Source organism: Rhodococcoides sp. S146-33, assembly GCF_059489205.1.
In genome coordinates, this window is sequence record NZ_JCAJWY010000002.1 from 1,182,405 (window position 1) to 1,203,901 (window position 21,497).

Annotated in this window: 20 protein-coding genes; 19 read left to right on the top strand and 1 reads right to left on the bottom strand. The window is 64.6% G+C overall.

The features are described from left to right. Nucleotides 1-85 precede the first annotated feature (85 nt). The 7 genes from thrS (at nucleotide 86) to pdxS (ending at nucleotide 7,542) form a co-directional block, all read left to right on the top strand. Nucleotides 86-2,146, top strand: coding sequence for a threonine--tRNA ligase (thrS, locus tag AC5WEY_RS14115; protein WP_495646572.1), 2,061 nt, complete (start codon nucleotides 86-88; stop codon nucleotides 2,144-2,146). Nucleotide 2,147: 1 nt separating this feature from the next. Further along, complete coding sequence (locus AC5WEY_RS14120) at nucleotides 2,148-2,690, top strand: ATP adenylyltransferase (RefSeq protein ID WP_057478628.1); 543 nt, start codon at nucleotides 2,148-2,150, stop codon at nucleotides 2,688-2,690. Between the two features lie 25 nt (nucleotides 2,691-2,715). Then, a complete protein-coding gene (pgsA, locus tag AC5WEY_RS14125; protein WP_057478629.1) occupies nucleotides 2,716-3,396 on the top strand; it encodes a phosphatidylinositol phosphate synthase in 681 nt (226 codons plus the stop codon). Beyond that, on the top strand, nucleotides 3,393-4,298 hold the full coding sequence (locus AC5WEY_RS14130) for a phosphatidylinositol mannoside acyltransferase (RefSeq protein WP_495646298.1): 906 nt from the start codon (nucleotides 3,393-3,395) through the stop codon (nucleotides 4,296-4,298). Before pgsA ends, AC5WEY_RS14130 begins: the two co-directional genes overlap by 4 nt. After that, a complete protein-coding gene (locus tag AC5WEY_RS14135; RefSeq protein ID WP_495646299.1) occupies nucleotides 4,295-5,419 on the top strand; it encodes a glycosyltransferase family 4 protein in 1,125 nt (374 codons plus the stop codon). Before AC5WEY_RS14130 ends, AC5WEY_RS14135 begins: the two co-directional genes overlap by 4 nt. Further along, nucleotides 5,419-6,444 (top strand): NUDIX hydrolase, encoded by a 1,026-nt coding sequence (locus tag AC5WEY_RS14140; protein ID WP_495646300.1) that lies wholly within the window; start codon nucleotides 5,419-5,421, stop codon nucleotides 6,442-6,444. The genes AC5WEY_RS14135 and AC5WEY_RS14140 overlap by 1 nt, the downstream gene beginning before the upstream one ends. Before the next feature lie 156 nt (nucleotides 6,445-6,600). Beyond that, the gene (gene pdxS / locus AC5WEY_RS14145) at nucleotides 6,601-7,542 is read left to right on the top strand and encodes a pyridoxal 5'-phosphate synthase lyase subunit PdxS (RefSeq protein ID WP_495646301.1); all 942 of its coding nucleotides are present in this window, start codon (nucleotides 6,601-6,603) and stop codon (nucleotides 7,540-7,542) included. A gap of 7 nt (nucleotides 7,543-7,549) precedes the next feature. On the opposite strand, the gene AC5WEY_RS14150 is transcribed toward pdxS, so the two are convergent. Continuing rightward, a complete protein-coding gene (locus tag AC5WEY_RS14150) occupies nucleotides 7,550-8,212 on the bottom strand; it encodes a nucleoside/nucleotide kinase family protein (protein WP_495646302.1) in 663 nt (220 codons plus the stop codon). Nucleotides 8,213-8,250: 38 nt separating this feature from the next. On the opposite strand from AC5WEY_RS14150, the gene AC5WEY_RS14155 reads away from it, so the two are divergent. The 12 genes from AC5WEY_RS14155 (at nucleotide 8,251) to AC5WEY_RS14210 (ending at nucleotide 21,454) form a co-directional block, all read left to right on the top strand. Beyond that, nucleotides 8,251-9,102: an acyl-CoA thioesterase gene (locus AC5WEY_RS14155; protein ID WP_495646303.1), complete on the top strand. Its 852-nt coding sequence runs from the start codon at nucleotides 8,251-8,253 to the stop codon at nucleotides 9,100-9,102. Further along, nucleotides 9,099-9,704 carry a pyridoxal 5'-phosphate synthase glutaminase subunit PdxT gene (gene pdxT / locus AC5WEY_RS14160; RefSeq protein WP_495646304.1) on the top strand — a complete coding sequence of 202 codons (606 nt, stop codon included), beginning with the start codon at nucleotides 9,099-9,101 and terminating at the stop codon, nucleotides 9,702-9,704. The genes AC5WEY_RS14155 and pdxT overlap by 4 nt, the downstream gene beginning before the upstream one ends. Before the next feature lie 104 nt (nucleotides 9,705-9,808). Further along, a complete protein-coding gene (locus AC5WEY_RS14165) occupies nucleotides 9,809-10,567 on the top strand; it encodes a YebC/PmpR family DNA-binding transcriptional regulator (protein ID WP_057478636.1) in 759 nt (252 codons plus the stop codon). Between the two features lie 106 nt (nucleotides 10,568-10,673). After that, nucleotides 10,674-11,291 (top strand): crossover junction endodeoxyribonuclease RuvC, encoded by a 618-nt coding sequence (gene ruvC / locus AC5WEY_RS14170; RefSeq protein WP_495646305.1) that lies wholly within the window; start codon nucleotides 10,674-10,676, stop codon nucleotides 11,289-11,291. Then, nucleotides 11,288-11,893: a Holliday junction branch migration protein RuvA gene (gene ruvA, locus AC5WEY_RS14175; protein WP_495646306.1), complete on the top strand. Its 606-nt coding sequence runs from the start codon at nucleotides 11,288-11,290 to the stop codon at nucleotides 11,891-11,893. Before ruvC ends, ruvA begins: the two co-directional genes overlap by 4 nt. A gap of 54 nt (nucleotides 11,894-11,947) precedes the next feature. After that, nucleotides 11,948-12,976: a Holliday junction branch migration DNA helicase RuvB gene (gene ruvB, locus AC5WEY_RS14180; RefSeq protein ID WP_057478785.1), complete on the top strand. Its 1,029-nt coding sequence runs from the start codon at nucleotides 11,948-11,950 to the stop codon at nucleotides 12,974-12,976. Between the two features lie 138 nt (nucleotides 12,977-13,114). Next, the gene (yajC, locus tag AC5WEY_RS14185; protein WP_495646307.1) at nucleotides 13,115-13,525 is read left to right on the top strand and encodes a preprotein translocase subunit YajC; all 411 of its coding nucleotides are present in this window, start codon (nucleotides 13,115-13,117) and stop codon (nucleotides 13,523-13,525) included. Between the two features lie 161 nt (nucleotides 13,526-13,686). Further along, entirely contained in the window at nucleotides 13,687-15,453 is a 1,767-nt protein-coding gene (gene secD, locus AC5WEY_RS14190) for a protein translocase subunit SecD (protein ID WP_495646308.1), read from the top strand. A 1-nt stretch (nucleotide 15,454) separates the two neighbouring features. Further along, nucleotides 15,455-16,636 (top strand): protein translocase subunit SecF, encoded by a 1,182-nt coding sequence (gene secF, locus AC5WEY_RS14195; protein WP_057478640.1) that lies wholly within the window; start codon nucleotides 15,455-15,457, stop codon nucleotides 16,634-16,636. 2 nt (nucleotides 16,637-16,638) lie between these two features. Beyond that, complete coding sequence (locus tag AC5WEY_RS14200; RefSeq protein ID WP_495646309.1) at nucleotides 16,639-18,366, top strand: ABC transporter substrate-binding protein; 1,728 nt, start codon at nucleotides 16,639-16,641, stop codon at nucleotides 18,364-18,366. Then, complete coding sequence (locus tag AC5WEY_RS14205) at nucleotides 18,363-18,902, top strand: adenine phosphoribosyltransferase (protein ID WP_495646310.1); 540 nt, start codon at nucleotides 18,363-18,365, stop codon at nucleotides 18,900-18,902. Before AC5WEY_RS14200 ends, AC5WEY_RS14205 begins: the two co-directional genes overlap by 4 nt. A gap of 71 nt (nucleotides 18,903-18,973) precedes the next feature. Continuing rightward, nucleotides 18,974-21,454: a RelA/SpoT family protein gene (locus AC5WEY_RS14210; RefSeq protein ID WP_495646311.1), complete on the top strand. Its 2,481-nt coding sequence runs from the start codon at nucleotides 18,974-18,976 to the stop codon at nucleotides 21,452-21,454. The last annotated feature ends 43 nt before the right edge of the window (nucleotides 21,455-21,497 follow it).

Sequence of the window (21,497 nt, forward strand, 5' to 3'; positions counted from 1 at the left end):
AGGGCCGACGAGGGGCCCGATGCCGATAGGCTGTCGGAGGCCTTCCTGGCCCGAAGAACCGATCGAGGAGTACATCGCCGTGAGCATGCCCGTTGTCGCCGCAGTTCCACCCGCCCGCATCATGGTGCCGGCAGGAACGACGGCAGGTACGGCGCTGCGCGACACCGGCCTGCCGAACAAGGGACCCGACGCCATCGTCGTCGTGCGTGATCCCGGCGGCAAGCTCCGTGACCTGTCCTGGGCACCGGAGGGCGACATCGAGGTCGAGCCCGTTCCGGCGAACACCGAGGACGGGCGAAGCGTCATCAGGCATTCGGCTGCACACGTGCTGGCGCAGGCCGTTCAGGATCTCTTTCCCGACGCCAAACTGGGCATCGGACCGTTCATCAAGGACGGCTTCTACTACGACTTCGACGTGAAGCAGCCTTTCACTCCCGAGGATCTGACCGCACTCGAGAAGAAGATGAAGCAGATCGTCAAAGCCGGACAGCGGTTCTCGCGTCGGGTGTACGAATCGGTCGAGCAGGCCCGCGAGGAGCTGGCGACCGAGCCGTACAAGCTCGAGCTGATCGACGACAAGTCCGGCATCGACGATCCCGAGGTCATGGAGGTCGGCGGGGGAGAGCTGACCGCCTACGACAACCTCAATCCTCGTACCGGCGAGCGCATTTGGGGCGATCTGTGCCGCGGCCCGCATATCCCCACCACCAAATACGTGCCGGCGTTCAAGCTGACCCGCAGTTCGGCTGCGTACTGGCGCGGTAACCAGGACAACGCAGATCTGCAGCGCATCTACGGAACCGCATGGGAGTCCACCGAGGCGCTCGATGCGCATCTCGAATTGCTGGCCGAGGCCGAGCGTCGCGATCACCGCAAACTAGGATCCGAGCTGGACCTGTTCAGCTTCCCCGATGAACTGGGCTCCGGTCTTCCGGTGTTCCATCCGAAGGGTGGTGTGATCCGCAACGAGCTCGAGAACTACTCCCGGCAGCGGCACATCGAAGAGGGCTACGAGTTCGTCAACACCCCGCACATCACGAAGGGCCATCTCTACGAGGTGTCCGGCCACCTCGACTGGTACCGGGACGGCATGTTCCCCGCCATGCATCTCGACGCCGAACTCGACGAGAACGGTGACGTGCGCAAGCCCGGCCAGGACTACTACCTCAAGCCGATGAACTGCCCGATGCACAATCTCATTTTCCGCTCCCGCGGTCGCTCGTACCGTGAGTTGCCGTTGCGGCTCTTCGAGTTCGGTTCCGTGTACCGGTACGAGAAGTCCGGCGTCATTCACGGTCTCACTCGGGTACGGGGCATGACCCAGGACGATGCGCACATCTTCTGCACGCGTGAGCAGATGCGCGGAGAGCTCACCAGCACACTCGAGTTCGTCCTCGGGCTGCTCAAGGACTACGGACTCGACGATTTCTACCTCGAGCTCTCCACCCGCAATCCGGAGAAGTCGGTCGGCAGCGACGAGGTCTGGGAAGAGGCGACCAATACGCTCGCCGAGGTCGCGGCAGCGTCGGGTCTGGATCTGGTGCCCGATCCGGGCGGTGCGGCGTTCTATGGACCCAAGATCTCGGTGCAGGCCAAGGATGCCTTGGGCCGTACCTGGCAGATGTCCACCATCCAGCTCGACTTCAACCTGCCCGAGCGGTTCGAGCTGGAATACACCGCCTCGGGCGGAGTCAAGGAACGCCCGGTGATGATTCACCGCGCACTGTTCGGTTCGATCGAGCGATTCTTCGGTGTACTCACCGAGCACTACGCCGGTGCTTTCCCGGCGTGGCTCGCACCGGTTCAGGTTGTGGGCATCCCGGTTGCCGAGGTGCACCAGGATCACCTGTTCTCGGTGGTGAAGGAGCTCAAGAAGCTCGGGGTGCGCGCCGAGGTCGATGCTAGCGACGATCGGATGCAGAAGAAGATCTTCAATCAGACTGCACAGAAGATCCCCTTCATGCTTCTCGCCGGCGAACGCGACGTGGAGGCCGGTGCCGTCAGCTTCCGATTCCGTGACGGAACCCAGGTGAACGGTGTTCCGGTTGCGGAGGCAGTAGCAACGATCACCGACTGGATCTCCCAGCGCAACAACGCATCACCGACCGCCGAACTCGTGCAGACGAGTACCGCAGGAGTGAGTTGACATGCCCGATCAGGACGAGTCGATCGTCGCCACCGGTGCCGGTGAGCCCGATCGATTGCAGCGACTGTGGACCCCACATCGGATGTCGTACATAGCCGAGGCCCCGCAGGCCTCGGCCAAGTCGAGTGAGCCGTTCTCCGACATCCCGAAGATGAGCGACGAGGACGGGCTGGTGGTCGCGCGGGGTGAATCGGTCTACGCGGTACTCAACCTGTATCCGTACAACCCCGGCCACACGATGATCGTCCCGTACCGCCGAGTGGCGGCACTCGAAGATCTCACGCCCGCCGAGAGTGCCGAGTTGATGGCATTCACCCAGCAGATGATTCGCGTCATCAAGACGGTGTCGCGCCCGCACGGTTTCAACGTGGGCCTCAATCTCGGTGCCGCAGCAGGCGGATCCCTGGCCGAACATCTGCACCAACACATCGTCCCGCGTTGGGGCGGCGATGCAAACTTCATCACGGTGATAGGCGGAGCGAAGGTGATGCCGCAGTTGCTCCGCGACACTCGGGCCCTGCTCGCGTCGGCCTGGAACGAATGAACCACACGCGAGAGGAGCACGCGCCGTGCTGAGTATTTTCGGCCGTGCGCCGGTGTCGAAGGTGACCGCCCCGCTCGGACGGGCCCTCAACAGCACCGGACTGACCCCCGACTCGGTGACCCTCATCGGCACTGTCGTCACCGTCACGGCAGCAGTGACGATGTTCCCCGCGGGCTACCTGTGGTGGGGTTCGATCGTCATCACGCTGTTCGTTCTCTTCGACATGCTCGATGGAGCCATGGCACGGGCCAGGGGCGGAGGCACCAAGTACGGGGCCGTCCTGGATGCGACGTGCGATCGAGTGGCCGACGGCGCGATCTTCGGTGGCCTGGCCTGGTGGGCCGTGTATTCCGAGCAGAACAAGCCCCTGCTCGTGGCCACGTTGATCTGCCTGGTCACCTCACAGGTGATCTCGTACGCCAAAGCGCGGGCCGAGGCCAGCGGACTCTCGGCCGACGGTGGTTGGATCGAGCGCCCGGACCGCCTCGTCATCGTTCTCGTCGGAGCCGGATTCACCGGCGTGGGTAGGCATTTCGATATCCCGTGGTTGGACAGCCTCATCTACCCCGCAATGTGGGTGCTCGCAGCCCTGAGCATCGTGACGGTATTCCAACGTGTGCTGGCCGTCCGCGGGTCGGACGGGGCCCGCGACATCATCGTGCCCCCGACCCCCACCCCCGGCGACGGTGACGTGGCTGCGTCGTGAACGTCTCCGACAGAGCCAGCGACCTCGGGTACGCAGCCGGGTGGCGCCTGGTCCGATCGCTGCCGGAGGGTGTGGCGCGAGGTCTCTTCGATCGCGGTGCAGATATCGCGGCCACCCGAAACGGTGGCCCGAACCAGTTGCGGCTCAATCTCGCTCGTGTCCTCGGAACCACCCCCGGCGAAGTGCCCGATGAATTGATTCGCGACAGCGTCCGCTCGTACGCCCGCTACTGGCGCGAGGCATTTCGGCTGCCGTCGATGGATCTTGCCGCTCAGGCCGCCGTCATCGACCGGTGTGTGAACGGACAGGAGCATCTCGAGGCCGCCCTCGCCTCGGGCAAGGGTGCCGTGCTGGCGCTACCGCACAGTGGCAATTGGGACATGGCCGGAATGTGGCTGGTGCGCAAGCACGGTGGTCTCTCGACTGTTGCCGAACGGCTGAAACCCGAATCGCTGTACCAGCGGTTCGTTGCGTATCGCGAGAGCCTGGGTTTCGAGATCTTTCCGCTCAGCGGAGGTGAGCAACCGCCTCTGCAGGCGCTGAGCGAGCGCCTGCGCGAGAACAAGGTGGTCTGCCTCCTCGGTGAACGAGACCTCGCCAAGCATGGCGTTCCGGTGACGTTCTTCGGTGAACCGACCCGTATGCCTGCGGGGGCCGCGAAGCTGGCGATCGACACCGGGGCGACGTTGCTGCCGGTGCACGGTTACTTCGACGGTGACGGGTGGGGCTTCGACATCTCCCCGGCAGTGGATGTCTCGCAGGGAATCGATGTCGCCACACAAGCATTGGCGGATCACTTCGCTGCAGGCATTCGGGCGCACCCGGCCGATTGGCACATGCTGCAACCACTGTGGATGAGCGACTGGTCGGCCGAACGGCGCGCCCGAATCGAGGGCGAGTGAAGATCGGTATGGTCTGCCCGTACTCGTTCGATGTTCCCGGCGGGGTGCAGGCGCACGTCCAGCAGTTGGCGGAGGTGTTCATCGAGCGCGGGCATCGGGTGAGCGTGCTGGCACCGGCGTCGGACGACGTCGAGCTGCCGGAGTTCGTGGTGTCGGCGGGGGAGGCGCTCGCCATTCCCTACAACGGATCGGTCGCGCGTCTCCGGTTCGGGCCGGTGACGTATTCCCGGATCCGAAAGTGGATCTCGGACAACGATTTCGACGTTCTCCACATTCACGAACCGAACGCTCCCAGTCTGTCGATGCTCGCTCTCAAGGCCGCGGACGGTCCGATCGTGGCAACGTTCCATACCTCCACCACGAAGTCTTTGGTGCTCAGCACCTTCCAGGGCGTCCTGCGTCCGTACCACGAGAAGATCAGCGGCCGGATCGCCGTCTCGGAGCTGGCTCGACGTTGGCAGGTCGAGGCACTCGGATCCGATGCCGTGGAGATTCCCAACGGCGTCGACGTGCCCGCGTTCGCCGATGCCGCTGTGCTGGAAGGCTATCCGCGGGTCGGCCGTACGGTGCTCTTTCTCGGCCGATTCGACGAACCGCGCAAGGGAATGGCCGTTCTGCTCGGTGCGCTGCCGGCCCTGGTCGAGTCCCATCCCGACATCGAGATCCTCGTCGTCGGCCGCGGCGACGAGGACAAGCTCCGCAAGGATGCAGGCGCCCTGGCGTCACACCTGACCTTCCTGGGGCAGGTGGACGATGCGACGAAGGCCTCCGCAATGCGCAGTGCCGACGTCTACTGCGCCCCGAATCTCGGCGGCGAAAGCTTCGGTATCGTGCTCGTCGAGGCGATGGCCGCCGGAACACCGGTCGTGGCAAGCGAACTCGACGCCTTTCGCCGGGTGCTGAAGGACGGCACCTGCGGACTGCTGGTTCCGATCGACGACTCCGATGCCCTCGCCGTAGCCGTCACCTCGATCCTCTCCGACGAGTCCGTCCGAGACCGGCTGGTCGACGCCGCGTCGGTCGCTGTGTCCGCCTACGACTGGCCCGTCGTCGCCGAGCAGATTCTGCGGGTCTACGAGACCGTCACTCTCGGCGGGCAGAAAGTGCGAGCGTCGACCTGATGACCCTCTCTGCCGTCACCATCCTGGTGCTGGGGCTGATTGCAGTCCTGATTCTCGTTGTCGGTCTGTGGGCCTACGGGACGGCGAATCGACTCGATCGCCTGCATGTTCGTACCGACCTCGCCTGGCAGTCTCTCGACGCTGCCCTCGCGCGCCGTGCCGTCGTCGCGCGTGCAGTGTCCGCCGCTACCCGCGACTCGGCACCGTCGAGCAGAGAACTTGCTGCGTTGGCCGATCGAGCCGAGCGTGCCGACCGGTCGGAGCGGGAAGAAGCCGAGAACGCGGTGTCCATGGCTCTCGCGGTCGTCGAACCGGATGCGCTTCCCCCGCAATTGGTTGCGGAACTGGCCGACGCCGAAGCGCGAGTTCTGATTGCGCGGCGCTTTCACAACGATGCCGTCCGCGACACTCTGGCGTTGCGTGTTCGTCGACCGGTCCGGTGGTTGCATCTCGGCGGAACTGCCGCGCTGCCGTCGTACTTCGAGATCGCGGAGCGCTCTGCCGCCGCTGCGTTCGGCAGCGCGAATCGGGCTACTCCGCGAACCTCGGCACGAGTGGTGTTGCTCGACGAGCGCGGCCGAGTTCTGCTGCTGCGCGGGCACGATCCGACAGTGCCCGACATCTTCTTCTGGTTCACGATCGGTGGAGCTGTGGAGAAGGGAGAATCACTGCGCGAGGCAGCTGTGCGAGAAGTGCACGAGGAAACGGGATTGCGCGTCGACGCCGCCGATCTACGCGGTCCGCTGTGGCGGCGAGTTGCCACGTTCCCATTCAATGGAACCCTGATCAGGTCCGAGGAACTGTTCTTCGCGCACCGTACGCAGGAGTTCGAGCCGGAGAGCGCCGGCTTCACCGATTTCGAGCGACGGACCGTGACCGGGCATCAATGGTGCACCGAGTCCGACATCCGGGCTCTCAGCGCGCTCGGCGAGAATGTCTATCCCCAGGACTTGGCGGAACTTCTCGACGAGGTGAACGTGGCTCTCGCTCGACGCGGCGACCCGGACGTGCGCGCCATTCGGTAGTCATCTGGACCCTTTCGAGCAGTCCAGCAATCTTCAAGTGGTTATGGGAATCGAACTTCCGAAGGCCTACTGTTCTGGGCGCGACATCGCGCCGCGCGCGATCGCACCTATCAGCCCGTAGCGCCGCAACAGCGTTGAAGAACACAGGAGTTTCCCTTGACTACCCCACAGTCCTCGAACACGCCCGCCGCATCGGTCGACGGTGGATCCGTCGAGAACGGAGTCGGCACCGCGCGCGTCAAGCGGGGTATGGCCGAGATGCTCAAGGGCGGCGTCATCATGGACGTGGTCACCGCCGATCAGGCCAAGATCGCCGAAGACGCCGGAGCCGTCGCCGTCATGGCTCTCGAGCGCGTTCCCGCCGACATCCGCGCCCAGGGTGGGGTGTCGCGCATGAGCGATCCCGACATGATCGACAGCATCATTTCTTCGGTGAGTATCCCGGTGATGGCCAAGGCGCGCATCGGCCACTTCGTCGAGGCCCAGATCCTGCAGAGCCTGGGCGTCGACTACATCGACGAGTCCGAGGTGCTCACCCCGGCCGACTACGCCAATCACATCGACAAGTGGAACTTCACCGCTCCGTTCGTGTGCGGTGCCACCAACCTGGGTGAGGCTCTGCGCCGAATCACCGAGGGCGCGGCCATGATTCGCTCCAAGGGTGAGGCCGGCACCGGTGACGTCTCGAACGCGACGACACACATGCGCAAGATCCGCGACGAGATTCGCCGACTCACCTCGATGCCCGAGGACGAGCTGTACGTGGCGGCAAAGGAACTGCAGGCACCGTACGACCTCGTAGTCGAGATTGCCAGGGCAGGCAAGCTGCCTGTCACGCTGTTCACGGCCGGCGGTATCGCCACTCCCGCAGACGCGGCGATGATGATGCAACTCGGTGCCGAGGGAGTGTTCGTCGGATCCGGAATCTTCAAGTCCGGCAACCCGAAGGAACGCGCCGAGGCAATCGTCAAGGCGACCACGTTCTTCGACGACCCCGACGTTCTTGCGAAGGTCTCGCGTGGGCTCGGTGAGGCGATGGTCGGCATCAATGTCGACGACCTTCCCGTCGGACACCGGCTCGCCGAGCGCGGTTGGTGACTCGTATCTAGGGTCGGCGTTCCAAGGCCGGGCGGTCCGGATGGTCCCATCGGACCGAGAAATCCGGCCGGCCTGTGGAACGGTCCAACCGATCCAGGCTGTCGTAGTAGGTGATCAACGGCTCGCAGGTCCACTCTTCGGCCGGGTCGGTTCTACGTCGCAGCGCAGTCTCGGACAATCGAAGGTGCACCGACAGATCGACGTCCAAGGCTCGCCCGAGCAGCATGGGACCGGCAATCAGCACGATCTCGTTCGGCGCGGCCGGCACGCTGCGGGCGCGAGCAGATCGATCGGTTGCCTCATTCCACAGACGAGGCAGGAAGTGACCTCGGCCACCGGGCCGCAGCGGCGCGATGACCTCCCGAGATATGGCCTCGTAGTCGAACCACAGTGTGCGATAACTCAATTCGTCGTGGCGTGAATACTCGAATCGGATCGACGCTGGTCGGACGTAGTCGTGCAGATCCACCACGGTTGCCGGACGTCCGCCGGATCGGGCGTGTTCTGCTGTGCGCGAGGCGAACTCGACCGGCCGTGCAGCATCGGCACCGTCGATCACGACGATCGTTCGTACGTCGGCCGGACAGGATTCGACGATCGATTCGACGAGAAGATCGGGAAAGATCGGTACAGGTTGACCCACACCGACCATCTTGCCTGGTCGATCCATTGTTAGCCTGATCCACTGGAGAAAGGTGGGCATCAGCCATGGCCAGTATCGAGGACATTCTCGAATTGGAACGGATCGAGAACGACATCTATCGGGGACGGACGTTCCCCAGTCGTCTTCCCCGGACGTTCGGCGGCCAGGTTGCAGGCCAGGCGCTCGTCGCGGCGGTGCGTACGGTGGCACCCGAATTTCGCGTGCACTCGCTGCACGGCTACTTCCTGCGGCCGGGCAACCCCAACGAGCCGGCGGTCTTCATGGTCGATCGCGTCCGTGACGGACGGTCGTTCTGCACGCGCCGAGTCACCGGAATTCAGCACGGCAAAGCAATATTCACGATGTCCGCGTCGTTTCACGGCGACGACGACGGTATTTCTCACCAGGACCTGATGCCCGACGTCGTCGGCCCGGAGACTCTGCCCGACCCCACCACCCTCGCCGAGTACGACAGCTCGTACTACAAGGAGTGGTCGGAATGGGACATCCGTCTCATTCCTGATGGCCAGACCGTCAAGCATCCGAATTTTGCCGCGCAGCAACGTGTTTGGTTCCGCTATCGCGACACGTTGCCCGACGATCAGGTCTTCCATGTCTGCGCCCTCGCCTACATGAGCGACATGACGCTGTTGGGTTCGGCCAAGGTGCCGCACCCGGACGCCGTCACTCAGACCGCCTCCCTGGACCATGCACTGTGGTTCCTCCGCCCCTTCCGCGCGGACGAGTGGTTGTTGTACGACCAGACGTCACCGTCCGCAGATTTCGGCCGGGCACTGACGCAGGGGCGAATCTTTGACACTTCCGGACGCATGGTCGCCGCGGTAGTGCAGGAGGGGCTGATGCGGTACGAGCGAGACACCAGCAAATCCAACGTCGATCCCTTCGGCTTGAAATGACCTCTCCGACCATCGGAGTTCTGGCACTGCAGGGGGATGTTCGCGAACATCTGGCAGCACTCGAGTCGAGTGGGGCGCACGGCGTCACGGTCCGGCGTGCATCCGAACTCGAACGGATCGACGGGCTGATCATCCCAGGTGGCGAATCGACGACCATGAGCAACCTGCTCGGGGTGTTCGACCTTCTCGAGCCGCTGCGTGCTCGATTGGCCGAGGGCATGCCCGCCTACGGATCGTGCGCGGGAATGATCTTGTTGGCGTCCGAGATTCTCGATACCAGACCCGACGCGCGGCATCTGGACTCCCTCGATATCACTGTGCGGCGCAATGCTTTCGGTCGTCAGGTCGACTCGTTCGAGACCGATCTCGACGTCGTCGACATCGACGGTGGCCCGGTGCGAGCGGTGTTCATCAGGGCACCCTGGGTCGAGCGTGTGGGCGAACACGTCGAGGTCCTCGCCACCGTGCCGCACGGACCGGCCGCGGGGCGTGTGGTGGCCGTTCGGCAGAACTCGGTGCTGGCAACGAGCTTCCATCCCGAGGTCACCGGGGACGATCGTGTGCACCGACTGTTCGTCGACATGGTGCGCCGTAGTCGGTGACGGTGTGCGGGTCGTGGGACCGGCCGGAGCCGGTCGGTCCCGAGCGCGGTACCGGGCGAGTAAAGTCGACAACACTGATTTCGAGCAGGAAGGGGCTCTATCGCATGAGCGGCCACTCAAAATGGGCCACCACCAAGCACAAGAAGGCGGTGATCGACGCCCGACGCGGCAAGTCTTTCGCCAAACTCATCAAGAACATCGAGGTGGCGGCCCGCACGGGTGGCGGTGACCCCACGGGCAATCCGACTCTCTTCGATGCCATCCAGAAGGCGAAGAAGACCTCGGTTCCGATCGACAACATCGAGCGGGCCCGCAAGCGAGGAGCAGGCGAAGAGACCGGTGGAGCCGATTGGCAAACCATCATGTACGAGGGTTACGGCCCCAACGGCGTGGCGATTCTCATCGAATGCCTCACCGACAACCGCAACCGCGCCGCCGGCGAGGTACGCGTAGCGATGACGCGCAACGGCGGAAACATGGCAGACCCGGGATCGGTGTCGTACCTGTTCTCGCGCAAGGGCGTGGTGACGCTCGAAAAGAACGGTCAGAGTGAGGACGACGTTCTGATGGCGGTCCTCGAAGCCGGTGCCGAAGAAGTGAACGACAACGGCGACACGTTCGAGATCGTCAGCGAACCCACGGACCTGATCGCAGTGCGCACCGCACTGCAGGAGGCCGGATTCGACTACGACTCGGCCGAGGCGAGCTTCCAGGCCTCGGTCAACGTTCCGGTGGACGCGGACGGCGCACGCAAGGTGTTCAAGCTCATCGACGCGCTGGAAGACAGCGACGACGTGCAGAACGTGTGGTCCAATGTGGACCTGTCCGACGAGGTCATGGCCGAGCTCGACGCAGAGGACTGACCTTCTCGGTTCGATCGAACCAACAGGCCGGGTGTCGTATCCCTGATCCGTCGGTGCGCTCCGCTACGCTATCGAACAACAGTTCGTAAGCGGAAGGTGTGGTGGCGTGCGGGTGATGGGTGTCGACCCCGGCCTGACCAGGTGTGGGCTCAGTCTGATCGAGGGTGGCGTGGGTCGATCGGTGGTTGCTCTCGACGTGGATGTGGTGCGTACGCCCGCGGACATGGATCTTGCGCAGCGGTTGCTGCGTATCTCCGAGGCGGCCGAATACTGGCTCGATACCCACAAGCCCTCGGTGGTGGCGATCGAGCGAGTGTTCGCGCAGCACAACGTGCGCACTGCCATGGGTACCGCGCAAGCCGGTGGAGTGATCGCGCTGGCGGCTGCCCGGCGCGGAGTGGATGTCTGCTTCCACACTCCCAGTGAAGTCAAGGCCGCGGTCACCGGCAACGGTTCGGCCGACAAGGCCCAGGTCACCGCGATGGTCATGCGCATCCTCGGTCTGCAAACGGCCCCGACCCCCGCGGATGCCGCCGACGCACTCGCACTCGGGATCTGTCATTGCTGGCGAGCTCCGATGATCGCGCGGATGGCGAAAGCAGAAGCAATGGCGGCAGAACAGAAGCGCAAGTACGACGCGCGTTTGGCCGAGGAACGTAAGGCTCGCGCCATCGTTGCACGCAGAATCGAGAAGTTGGCCAAGAAAGAGGCGGGCGCACGATGATCGCATCGATCCGAGGCTCGGTGATCGACATTGCGCTCGATCACGCCGTGCTCGAGGCTGCAGGCGTCGGCTATCGCATCAGCGCCACCCCGGCGACGCTGGCCACGCTGCACCGCGGAAGTGAATCGACGCTCCTGACAACGATGATCGTGCGCGAGGACTCGCAGACGCTGTACGGATTCCCGGACAAGGAGTCGCGCGAGCTCTTCGAGTTGCTTCTCACCGTATCGGGCGTCGGGCCGCGGATCGCAATGGCCACGCTCGCCGTCCACGAACCGGACGCGCTGCGAACAGCGTTGGCGGACAGTGATATCGGAGCGCTGACGCGGGTTCCCGGAATCGGCAAGCGGGGCGCAGAGAGAATGGTCGTCGAACTACGGGACAAGGTGGACGCAGTGGTCGGACGCGCAGGTACGTCCGTTCTACCGGGGTCGGGTGCCGTAAACTCGATGCGCGACCAAATCGTCGAGGCGCTGATCGGACTCGGCTTCCCAGCGAAGCAGGCCGAGGAGGCCACCGACGCGGTACTCGCCCAGCAGCCCGAGGCCACGACGTCGATTGCCCTGAGGTCGGCGCTCGCGTACCTCGGGAAGTCCAGGTAGGCCGGCGTGGACGAGGACGACCAGTTCGCCGAATCTCAGGTGGGCGCGGACGCCATGTCCGACGACCTGGATGTCGAGACGAGCCTGCGTCCGAAGAACCTCACCGATTTCATCGGCCAGCCTCGGGTACGTGAGCAACTCCAGCTCGTACTGTCCGGTGCAAAGATGCGCGGCGGTACTCCCGACCACATTCTGATGTCCGGGCCTCCAGGGCTCGGCAAGACGAGTATGGCGATGATCATCGCCGCCGAGCTGGGAACCTCGCTGCGGCTCACGTCCGGGCCGGCGCTCGAGCGGGCCGGGGATCTGGCCGCGATGCTCAGCAACCTGGTCGAGGGAGACGTGCTGTTCATCGACGAGATCCACCGCATCGCCCGTCCGGCCGAGGAGATGCTGTACCTGGCGATGGAGGACTTTCGCGTCGACGTCATCGTCGGTAAGGGGCCGGGAGCGACGTCGATTCCGCTCGAGGTGGCTCCGTTCACGCTCGTCGGAGCGACCACCAGGTCGGGTGCACTCACCGGTCCGCTGCGTGACCGGTTCGGATTCGTGGCGCACATGGACTTCTACGAGCCGAGCGAGCTCGAACGCATTCTCATGCGGTCGGCGGGGATCCTGGGGGTGCCGATCGACCGAGACGGCTGTGCCGAGATCGCCGGCCGTTCGCGTGGCACACCGCGTATTGCGAACCGATTGCTCCGGCGTGTGCGCGACTACGCCGATGTGCGGGGCGACGGCACCGTCACCCGGGAGACGGCAAAAGCCGCTCTGGTGGTGTACGACGTCGACAAACTCGGCCTCGACCGACTGGACCGGGCCGTCCTCAGCGCGCTCATCCGCAGCTTCGGTGGGGGACCGGTCGGTGTATCGACGCTGGCCGTCGCCGTCGGTGAAGAACCATCGACGGTCGAGGAAGTCTGCGAACCGTTCCTGGTGCGAGCAGGCATGATCGCCCGTACACCGCGAGGTCGCGTCGCAACTGCCACCGCGTGGCAACATCTCGGACTGACCCCGCCGCCGGACCTCGCAGTAGGGGGAATTTCGGTCCGATCCTCCGAGGCTGCGCAGGGATTATTCGACTGAATCGAGCAGAACAGGACACGAAGGGACCGGACCGGTTCCCGGTGATGGCACACTGGGTAGCTGCGAGGCCCACACCCACGGCGTTCTCGCACGAGACAATGACGATTTTCGACCCGAACTTCGAGGACTGACCTTCCGATGGATTTGCTGTTTCCGCTGCTGATCGTGGCCCTTCTGGTACCGCTGTTTCTGAACGCGCGTCGACAGAAGAAGGTGCTGGCCAAAACCACGGAGATGCAGGACTCGCTGAAGGTCGGCGACGAGGTCGTCACCACGGCGGGCCTGTACGCCCGCGTCGTTCTGGTCGAGGACGACACGATCGACCTCGAGATCGCGGACGGCGTCATCACCACCTGGTCTCGCGCGGTGGTGCGCGAGGTACTGCCCGATGGCTCCGAATTCGACGACACCGAGTTCGAGACCACCACCGACGCGGACGTCTCGGCAATCGACTCGAGCACGACTGCAGGGCCGTCGTTGCACAAGACCGACGTCAGCGGGCCCGACGAGACCGTGGAACAGACGTCGAAGCGGCTCGAAAAAGAGTGAACGGCCGTTGATCCGAACCGCTGTCGGAGAGAGAATCCGGCAGCGGTTTCGTCTGCAGTGACCGATGTGGTGCACAATCGCACCGCCCGCCGCTGACGCATCGAGCCGGCAGGCCCCGCAGGAACCGACACTTTCATCGCCTCAGAGGAGAAACACAGACCGTGGCAGCTTCCAGCGGACCGGTGCGTCCCGCGCGCTATCTCGCCGTTTTCGCGGTGCTGATTGCAGCGGTGTACGCCATGGTCTTCTTCACCGGAGACAAAGATCCCTCGCCGAAGTTGGGAATCGACCTGCAGGGTGGCACGCGTGTGACTCTCACCGCGCGCACCCCCGACGGCAACGCGCCGACACAGGACAGCCTGAAGCAGGCTCAGCAGATCATCGAGACTCGCGTCAACGGTCTCGGTGTCTCCGGGTCCGAGGTGGTCATCGACGGTGACAACCTGGTCATCACGGTGCCCGGTGACGACAGCTCGCAGGCGAGAACCCTCGGCCAGACCGCGCGTTTGTTCATCCGCCCTGTCGTGGGGTCGGTGGCCCCGTCGGCGGGCCAGGGTGCCACTGGTTCGGAGCAAGCGCCGGTGGATCCGGCCGCACCGGCTGATCCGGCCGTCCCTGCGGATCCTGCCGCGCCTGCGGCACCACAGAGTCGAGTGTTCCCAGCTCAGGATCCGACCACGGTCGATCCGACTCCGGCACCCGCCACGGAAGCACCCGCCACGGAGGCACCTGCCACGGACGCGCCCGCTGCGGAGGACCCTGCGACCGACGCGTCGTTGTCCGATGCCGATCGCGCTGCCCAGGAGATCGCAGACGCCAAGACCTTGCGACAGAGCGAGGATCCACAGATTCAGCAGCTGGCGATGCAGTCTCTCGATTGCAACGCGGCCGACCCCCTCGCAGGCAACGACGATCCGGCTCTGCCGCTCGTCGCGTGCTCCACCGACGGGACGGCCGTCTACCTCCTCGGCCCGACGATCATCGACGGTCAGCAGATCGCCGACGCCACCTCCGGATTCGACAGTCAGCAGGCTCAGTTCCAGGTGAGCCTGACGTTCGACTCGGACGGCTCGAACACCTGGGCGCAATTCACCGCGGCGAACCTGCAGAAGCAGGCAGCATTCGTGCTGGACTCGAAGGTGATCAGCGCGCCGGTCATCCAGGGTGCTACCCCCGCGGGCAGCGCTACCTCGATCACCGGCAACTTCAACGCACAGAGCGCCTCGGAGCTGGCCAACACCCTCAAGTACGGCTCGCTGCCGCTGTCCTTCGTCTCCTCCGAGGCCGAAACCGTCTCGGCCACGCTCGGGTTGGCTTCGCTGGAAGCCGGTCTCATCGCCGGAGCCATCGGACTGGCGCTGGTGCTCGTCTACTGCCTTCTCTACTACCGCGCCCTGGGTCTGCTCACGGCCCTGTCGTTGGCACTGGCGGGTCTCGTCGTCTACGGCATCATCGTTCTGTTGGGCAGGTGGATCAGCTTCACCCTCGATCTCGCAGGCATCGCCGGACTCATCATCGGCATCGGTATGACCGCCGACTCGTTCGTGGTGTTCTTCGAACGAATCAAGGACGAAATTCGCGAGGGTCGAAGTTTCCGGTCGGCGGTACCGCGAGGTTGGGCTCGTGCACGCAAGACGATCCTGTCCGGTAACGCGGTCAGCTTCATTGCGGCCGCCGTGCTCTACGTACTCGCGGTGGGGCAGGTCCGTGGATTCGCCTTCACCCTCGGTCTGACGACGATCCTCGACATCATCGTCGTGGTCTTGGTCACCTGGCCACTGGTGTACCTGGCGTCCAAGTCGAAGTTCTGGTCCAAGCCGTCCGTCAACGGTCTCGGTGCCGTCCAGCAGATCGCGCTCGAACGCAAACGTGCAGCCAACAAGGCGCTCGCCGTGAAGACCGGCATCACGCCGTCGAAGGAGGCATGACATGTCGGATACGACCACGTCGACCCCATCGCCCCTCGACGACTCGGGTGTCGATCAATCGACTCAGCCCAAGCACAGCTGGCTGTCCAGGCTCTACACCGGAACCGGTGCTTTCGACATCGTCGGGCGTCGCCGCTTCTACTACATCCTCACCGGTGTCATCGTGTTGGTGTGCCTGCTGAGCTTCCTCGTGCGCGGCTTCACGCTCGGCATCGATTTCGAGGGCGGGACTCGGATCGCTCTGCCGGCCGCGGACAACATCTCCACCGAGCAGGTCGAGACCGTCTACGACGACTCGCTGGGTATGCCCCCGGTGTCGGTGCAGACGGTCGGCTCGGGTGCGGCAGCAACGGTGCAGATTCGTTCCGAAGCTCTCGACCCCGGTCAAGTGGACAGCTTGCGTCAGGCGTTGTTCGAGGCGTTCCAACCCCAGGACAACAGCGGCACTGCAACTCCCAACGCGATCAGCGTGTCCGACGTCAGCGAGACCTGGGGCGGCCAGATCACTCAGAAGGCGTTGATCGCCCTGGCTGTGTTCCTGGTCATCGTCAGCATCTACATCGCTGTCCGATACGAACGGGACATGGCCTTGGCAGCGCTGGCCGCTCTGGGCTTCGACCTCGTCGTGACGGCAGGTGTGTATTCGCTCGTCGGATTCGAGGTGACTCCGGCGACAGTGATCGGGCTGCTGACGATCCTCGGTTTCTCGCTGTACGACTCGGTGGTGGTGTTCGACAAGGTCGAGGAGAACACTCGCGGCATCTTGAACCTGCATCGCAAGACGTTCGCGGAGCAGGCGAACCTGGCCGTCAACCAGACCTTGATGCGCTCGATCAACACGACCGTCATCGGTGTCCTGCCCGTGATCGCGCTCATGATCGTGGCTGTGTGGCTGCTCGGCGTCGGCACACTCAAGGACCTGGCGCTGGTGCAGCTCGTCGGCATGATCGTCGGTGCCTACTCGTCCATCTTCTTCGCTACTCCGCTGCTGGTGACGCTCAAGGAGAAATGGGGACCGGTCGCTGTGCACACACGCAAGGTCCACTCCAAGCGGGCCGATGCCGCCGCCCGCGCGGCAGGTCTCGCTCCCGAACCGGTGGCCGTCGGAGTGTCCACCACCAAAGCGTCGACTCCGCAGCCGGGTAATCGGCCCACCGGAAAGCGAAACAAGAAGCGACGGTAGGCATGCACGCTCGACCGGAACGGAGAGTGCACGTGAAACGCAGGTGGAGCGCGGCACTGGTGGCAGCTGGTGTCGCTGCGGTGTCCATCACCGCGTGTTCGGCACCCGAGGACAAGGTTCCCTCGATCGGCTACTCGTTCGACAACGTCGTCGACACGTACAACGCACGAACGGTCGACGGCGCGGCGTCGGGAGCCCGACAGGCGTTCACCCGGGTGCAGGTGGGCTTCAGCTACCTCGGGCCCGAGGGAGATGCATTGTCGGACAACGATATCGGTACAACGGCCATCGTTCCCGGTGACACGTTGACCGTGCAGTACTCCATTGCCCCGGCAGCGAAGTACTCCGACGGTGCACCGATGGCCTGCGACGACCTCGTGTTGGCCTGGGCAGCGAACAGCGGCCGATTCGCCGCCGACGGTCCTGTGTTCGACGCGGCGTCCTCGGCCGGGTACTCGGACATCCAACGCATCGACTGCGTACCGGGGGCCAAGGAGGCCACGGTCGTGTTCGCTCCGGGGCGGAGTTACCAGAATTGGCGCGCCCTGTTCGGTGCCACCGATCTGTTGCCTGCGCACGTGGCTGCCCGGGCTGCCGGGGTACCGAACGTCGTCGATCCCATCCTGGCCGGTGACAATGATGTTGTCGGCCGGATCGCCGAGTTCTGGAACACGGGGTGGACCCTGACTCCGGGCGCGATCGATACCTCGTTGCTGCCCTCGGCGGGGCCGTACCGCGTCGAGTCGTACACCGTCGACGGAGGTCTCGTTCTCGTCGCGAACGAGGCCTGGTGGGGGATTCCGCCCGAGACCGAGCAGGTCGTCGTCTGGCCCAAGGGCACCGACCTGGCTGCGAAGGTGGCGGACGGCTCGCTCGACGTAGTCGACCACGGTGCTGGTGCCGTCGATCTCGGCTCGACCGAGGGATTCGCCACCAGCGAGGAACCGTCACGAGGCCTCGAACAGCTGACCTTCGCAACGCAAGGGGTGCTGGCCGACGCGAGCGCGCGACGCGCGGTGGCCGCGTGCATCCCGAGATCTGATCTGTTCGACACGCTCGGGCATCCGGGATCGGACGCACCGGAGGCAGGGCTCGGCTCGGGCATTGTCGATGCTCGACTCGTTCAGTTGGACACCCTCGAATATCCGGCGGTCGCCACGGTGGTCGGCGATCGGTATCGGCGCTCGGACCTGGATCAGGCAGGGAAGGAACTTGCAGCTGCCGGCGAGAGCGCCCTCACCGTTCGCGTCGGCTACCGGGGACCGGATGCTCGCCGCGCACAGGAAGTCGGCCGCATGGCTGCCGACTGTGCCGCTGCCGGTATCACCATTGTGGATGCGAGCTCGCCGGAGTTCACGCCGTCCGCTCTGGGCGACGGAGCCGTCGACGCGGTTCTGGGCAGCAGTGGCTCTCTGCCCGGGCCATCGGGGTCTGCAGGTGGAGCCGTCGCACGCTATGCGCTGAGGACGGGAATCGGACTGAACGTCGGCGGCTACAGCAACGGCAGGATCGATTCCATCGTCGACCAGCTGGCGGTGACCGATGACCCGGAACGGATATTGGCTCTCGCCACGGAGGGTGAGAACATCCTGTGGAACGACATGCCGTCGCTTCCCCTGTACAACGAGCCGCGCACCACCGTCGTCAGCGACGGTATGCAGGACGTGGTGCCCAACCCCACGGCCGCTGGTGCCGGATGGAACATGGATCGGTGGGTTCTTCTTCGATGAACGACGCAGGTGATCGGACGGACGCAGTCGCTGCCGTGGCTCGGCTGACGCGGTGGGTCGACGACTTTCCCGTTCCTGGAGTGCGTTTCGGCGATCTGACGCCGGTGTTCGCAGACGGCAGTGCGTTACGCAGCGTCGTGTCGGAGTTGGCGGAGGGTCAACACGACGTCGACCTGGTTGCGGGAATCGACGCGCGCGGCTTTCTGCTGGGGGCTGGTGTGGCTCTGGAGCTGGGCTGCGGTGTGCTGGCGGTGCGCAAGGCGGGCAAGCTGCCGCCACCGGTGCATTCGCGGTCCTACGACCTCGAATACGGCACCGCCGAGTTGCAGATTCCGACGGCGATCGATGTTGCTGGACGGCGGGTGTTGGTGATCGACGACGTGCTCGCGACGGGCGGTACCGTCGACGCAACCGCACGGTTGTTGGCCGATCAGGGTGCGGTGATAGTCGGTGCCGCCGTCGTTCTCGAGATCACAGCCTTGCGTGGGCGCGAAAGGTGCACTGACTACCCGCTTGCCTGCTTGGTTCGAGTATGAGGACTAAAGTCTCAACGTAATGCGTTCTCCGGATGCGTCCGGCGACAGCGTGGAGCGCGTGGCAGGAGGTGATGAGAGTGACCCGATACATCGATCAGCCCTTGCCGGATGGGTCGGCCGTCCCCGACAGGCCCGACGTTCCCGATCGGACCGAAGTCGACGTGGTGCCCACGGGCGAGACCGGTTCCGGTGATACCGGCCCCGGTGCCGAGTCCACAGTTACTCCCGGCCCCGTCAACCCTGGTGTTGCGCAGAACGACGCCCAGGCTCCGTCCGGTACGCGCAATTCGGCACCGGTGCCGACATCGGCGTCGCGACGGGTGAGGGCCCGTCTTGCGCGCCGCATCACCGCCGGACGCAGCGCTGCCGTCAAGCCGGTGCTCGAACCTCTCGTCAGCCTGCACCGCGAGCTCTATCCCAAGGCCGATCTCGCGTTGTTGCAGCGGGCCTACGACGTCGCCGACGAGTTGCATGCCACGCAGATGCGTAAGTCGGGCGATCCTTACATCACCCATCCACTCGCCGTGGCGAACATCCTGGCCGAACTGGGGATGGACACCACGACGTTGGTGGCGGCGCTGTTGCACGACACGGTCGAGGACACCGGGTATTCACTCGCCAAGTTGACCGAGGAATTCGGCGAGGAGGTATCCCATCTCGTCGACGGGGTCACCAAACTCGACAAGGTGGTTCTCGGAACCGCAGCCGAAGGCGAGACCATTCGCAAGATGATCATCGCGATGGCGCGAGATCCGCGAGTGCTCGTCATCAAGGTGGCAGACCGACTGCACAACATGCGCACCATGCGGTTTTTGCCGCCGGAGAAGCAAGCCCGTAAGGCCAAAGAAACGCTCGAAGTCATTGCGCCGCTTGCCCATCGGCTCGGAATGGCCACGGTCAAGTGGGAGCTCGAAGACCTGGCGTTCGCAATTCTTCATCCCAAGAAGTACGACGAGATCGTGCGTCTCGTCGCCGATCGGGCGCCGTCCCGCGACACCTATCTCGAGAAGGTTCGGGCCGAGATCAACGCGACGCTGGCCGCGTCGAGAATCAGTGCCGTCGTCGAAGGTCGCCCGAAGCACTACTGGTCCATCTATCAGAAGATGATCGTCAAGGGCCGCGATTTCGACGACATCCACGACCTCGTCGGCGTCCGGATTCTGTGCGACGAGATCCGCGACTGCTACGCCGCTGTCGGCGTGGTGCATTCGTTGTGGCAGCCGATGGCGGGCCGATTCAAGGATTACATCGCGCAGCCCCGTTACGGCGTCTACCAGTCTCTGCACACCACGGTGATCGGACCCGAGGGCAAGCCTCTCGAGGTGCAGATCCGCACCCGGGACATGCACCGGACTGCCGAGTTCGGCATCGCTGCGCACTGGCGGTACAAGGAGACCAAGGGCAAGCACTCGCAGGACAACGCCGAGGTCGACGACATGGCGTGGATGCGCCAGCTGCTCGACTGGCAGCGTGAAGCCGCCGATCCGGGGGAGTTCCTCGAGTCGCTGCGGTACGACCTCGCGGTCAAGGAGATCTTCGTCTTCACGCCCAAGGGCGACGTTGTCACCTTGCCTGCCGGATCGTGTCCCGTCGACTTCGCCTACGCGGTACACACCGAGGTCGGCCACCGCTGCATCGGCGCACGCGTCAACGGTCGGCTGGTCGCACTCGAACGCACCCTGGACAACGGTGAAGTGGTCGAGGTGTTCACGTCCAAGGCCGCGACCGCCGGACCGAGCCGGGACTGGCAGGGGTTCGTCGCGTCCCCACGTGCGAAGACCAAGATTCGACAGTGGTTCGCCAAGGAGCGCCGCGAGGAGGCACTCGAGGCCGGCAAGGATGCCATCGCGAAGGAGGTGCGCCGAGGCGGATTGCCGTTGCAGCGGTTGATGAATGCCGAATCGATGTCGGCCATCGCGCACGAATTGCGGTACGTCGATGTCTCGGCGCTGTACACCGCGGTCGGCGAGAATCACGTGTCCGCTCGCCACGTGGTGCAGCGTCTCGTTGCTCACCTCGGGGGTGTCGGCGATGTCGAGGAAGAACTCGCCGAGCGGTCGACTCCGTCGACCATTCCGACTCGGCCGCGGCAGGTCGGCGATGCCGGAGTGTTGGTGACCGGGGCGGACGGCGTCGTCGCGAAACTCGCGAAGTGCTGTACTCCGGTGCCCGGAGACGAGATCCTCGGATTCGTCACTCGCGGAGGTTCGGTCAGCGTGCATCGCACCGACTGCACCAACGCGCGTTCACTCGAGGAGCAGTCCGAGCGATTCATCGAGGTTCAGTGGGCACCGTCGGCGTCCTCGGTGTTCCTGGTGGCCATTCAGATCGAGGCACTCGACCGCCACCGACTGCTCTCCGATGTGACCAAGGCGCTGGCCGACGAGAAGGTCAACATCCTCTCGGCGTCCGTCGCCACGTCGGGTGACAGGGTTGCGATCAGCAAGTTCACGTTCGAGATGGGCGATCCGAAGCATCTCGGTCACGTGCTGAACGTGGTCCGCAATGTCGAGGGCGTCTACGACGTCTACCGGCTGACTTCGGCCGCCTGAGCGGTCCCGAGAACGACGAGAGGGTGAGCAGAGATTCTCTGCT

Coding starts and splice junctions, on each gene's coding strand:
- thrS (WP_495646572.1), top strand. CDS start 86: ATGCCCGTTGTCGCCGCAGTTCCACCCGCCCGCATCATGGTGCCGGCA.
- AC5WEY_RS14120 (WP_057478628.1), top strand. CDS start 2,148: ATGCCCGATCAGGACGAGTCGATCGTCGCCACCGGTGCCGGTGAGCCC.
- AC5WEY_RS14140 (WP_495646300.1), top strand. CDS start 5,419: ATGACCCTCTCTGCCGTCACCATCCTGGTGCTGGGGCTGATTGCAGTC.
- AC5WEY_RS14150 (WP_495646302.1), bottom strand. CDS start 8,212: ATGGATCGACCAGGCAAGATGGTCGGTGTGGGTCAACCTGTACCGATC.
- AC5WEY_RS14155 (WP_495646303.1), top strand. CDS start 8,251: ATGGCCAGTATCGAGGACATTCTCGAATTGGAACGGATCGAGAACGAC.
- pdxT (WP_495646304.1), top strand. CDS start 9,099: ATGACCTCTCCGACCATCGGAGTTCTGGCACTGCAGGGGGATGTTCGC.
- AC5WEY_RS14165 (WP_057478636.1), top strand. CDS start 9,809: ATGAGCGGCCACTCAAAATGGGCCACCACCAAGCACAAGAAGGCGGTG.
- ruvA (WP_495646306.1), top strand. CDS start 11,288: ATGATCGCATCGATCCGAGGCTCGGTGATCGACATTGCGCTCGATCAC.
- ruvB (WP_057478785.1), top strand. CDS start 11,948: ATGTCCGACGACCTGGATGTCGAGACGAGCCTGCGTCCGAAGAACCTC.
- yajC (WP_495646307.1), top strand. CDS start 13,115: ATGGATTTGCTGTTTCCGCTGCTGATCGTGGCCCTTCTGGTACCGCTG.
- secF (WP_057478640.1), top strand. CDS start 15,455: ATGTCGGATACGACCACGTCGACCCCATCGCCCCTCGACGACTCGGGT.
- AC5WEY_RS14200 (WP_495646309.1), top strand. CDS start 16,639: ATGCACGCTCGACCGGAACGGAGAGTGCACGTGAAACGCAGGTGGAGC.
- AC5WEY_RS14205 (WP_495646310.1), top strand. CDS start 18,363: ATGAACGACGCAGGTGATCGGACGGACGCAGTCGCTGCCGTGGCTCGG.
- AC5WEY_RS14210 (WP_495646311.1), top strand. CDS start 18,974: ATGAGAGTGACCCGATACATCGATCAGCCCTTGCCGGATGGGTCGGCC.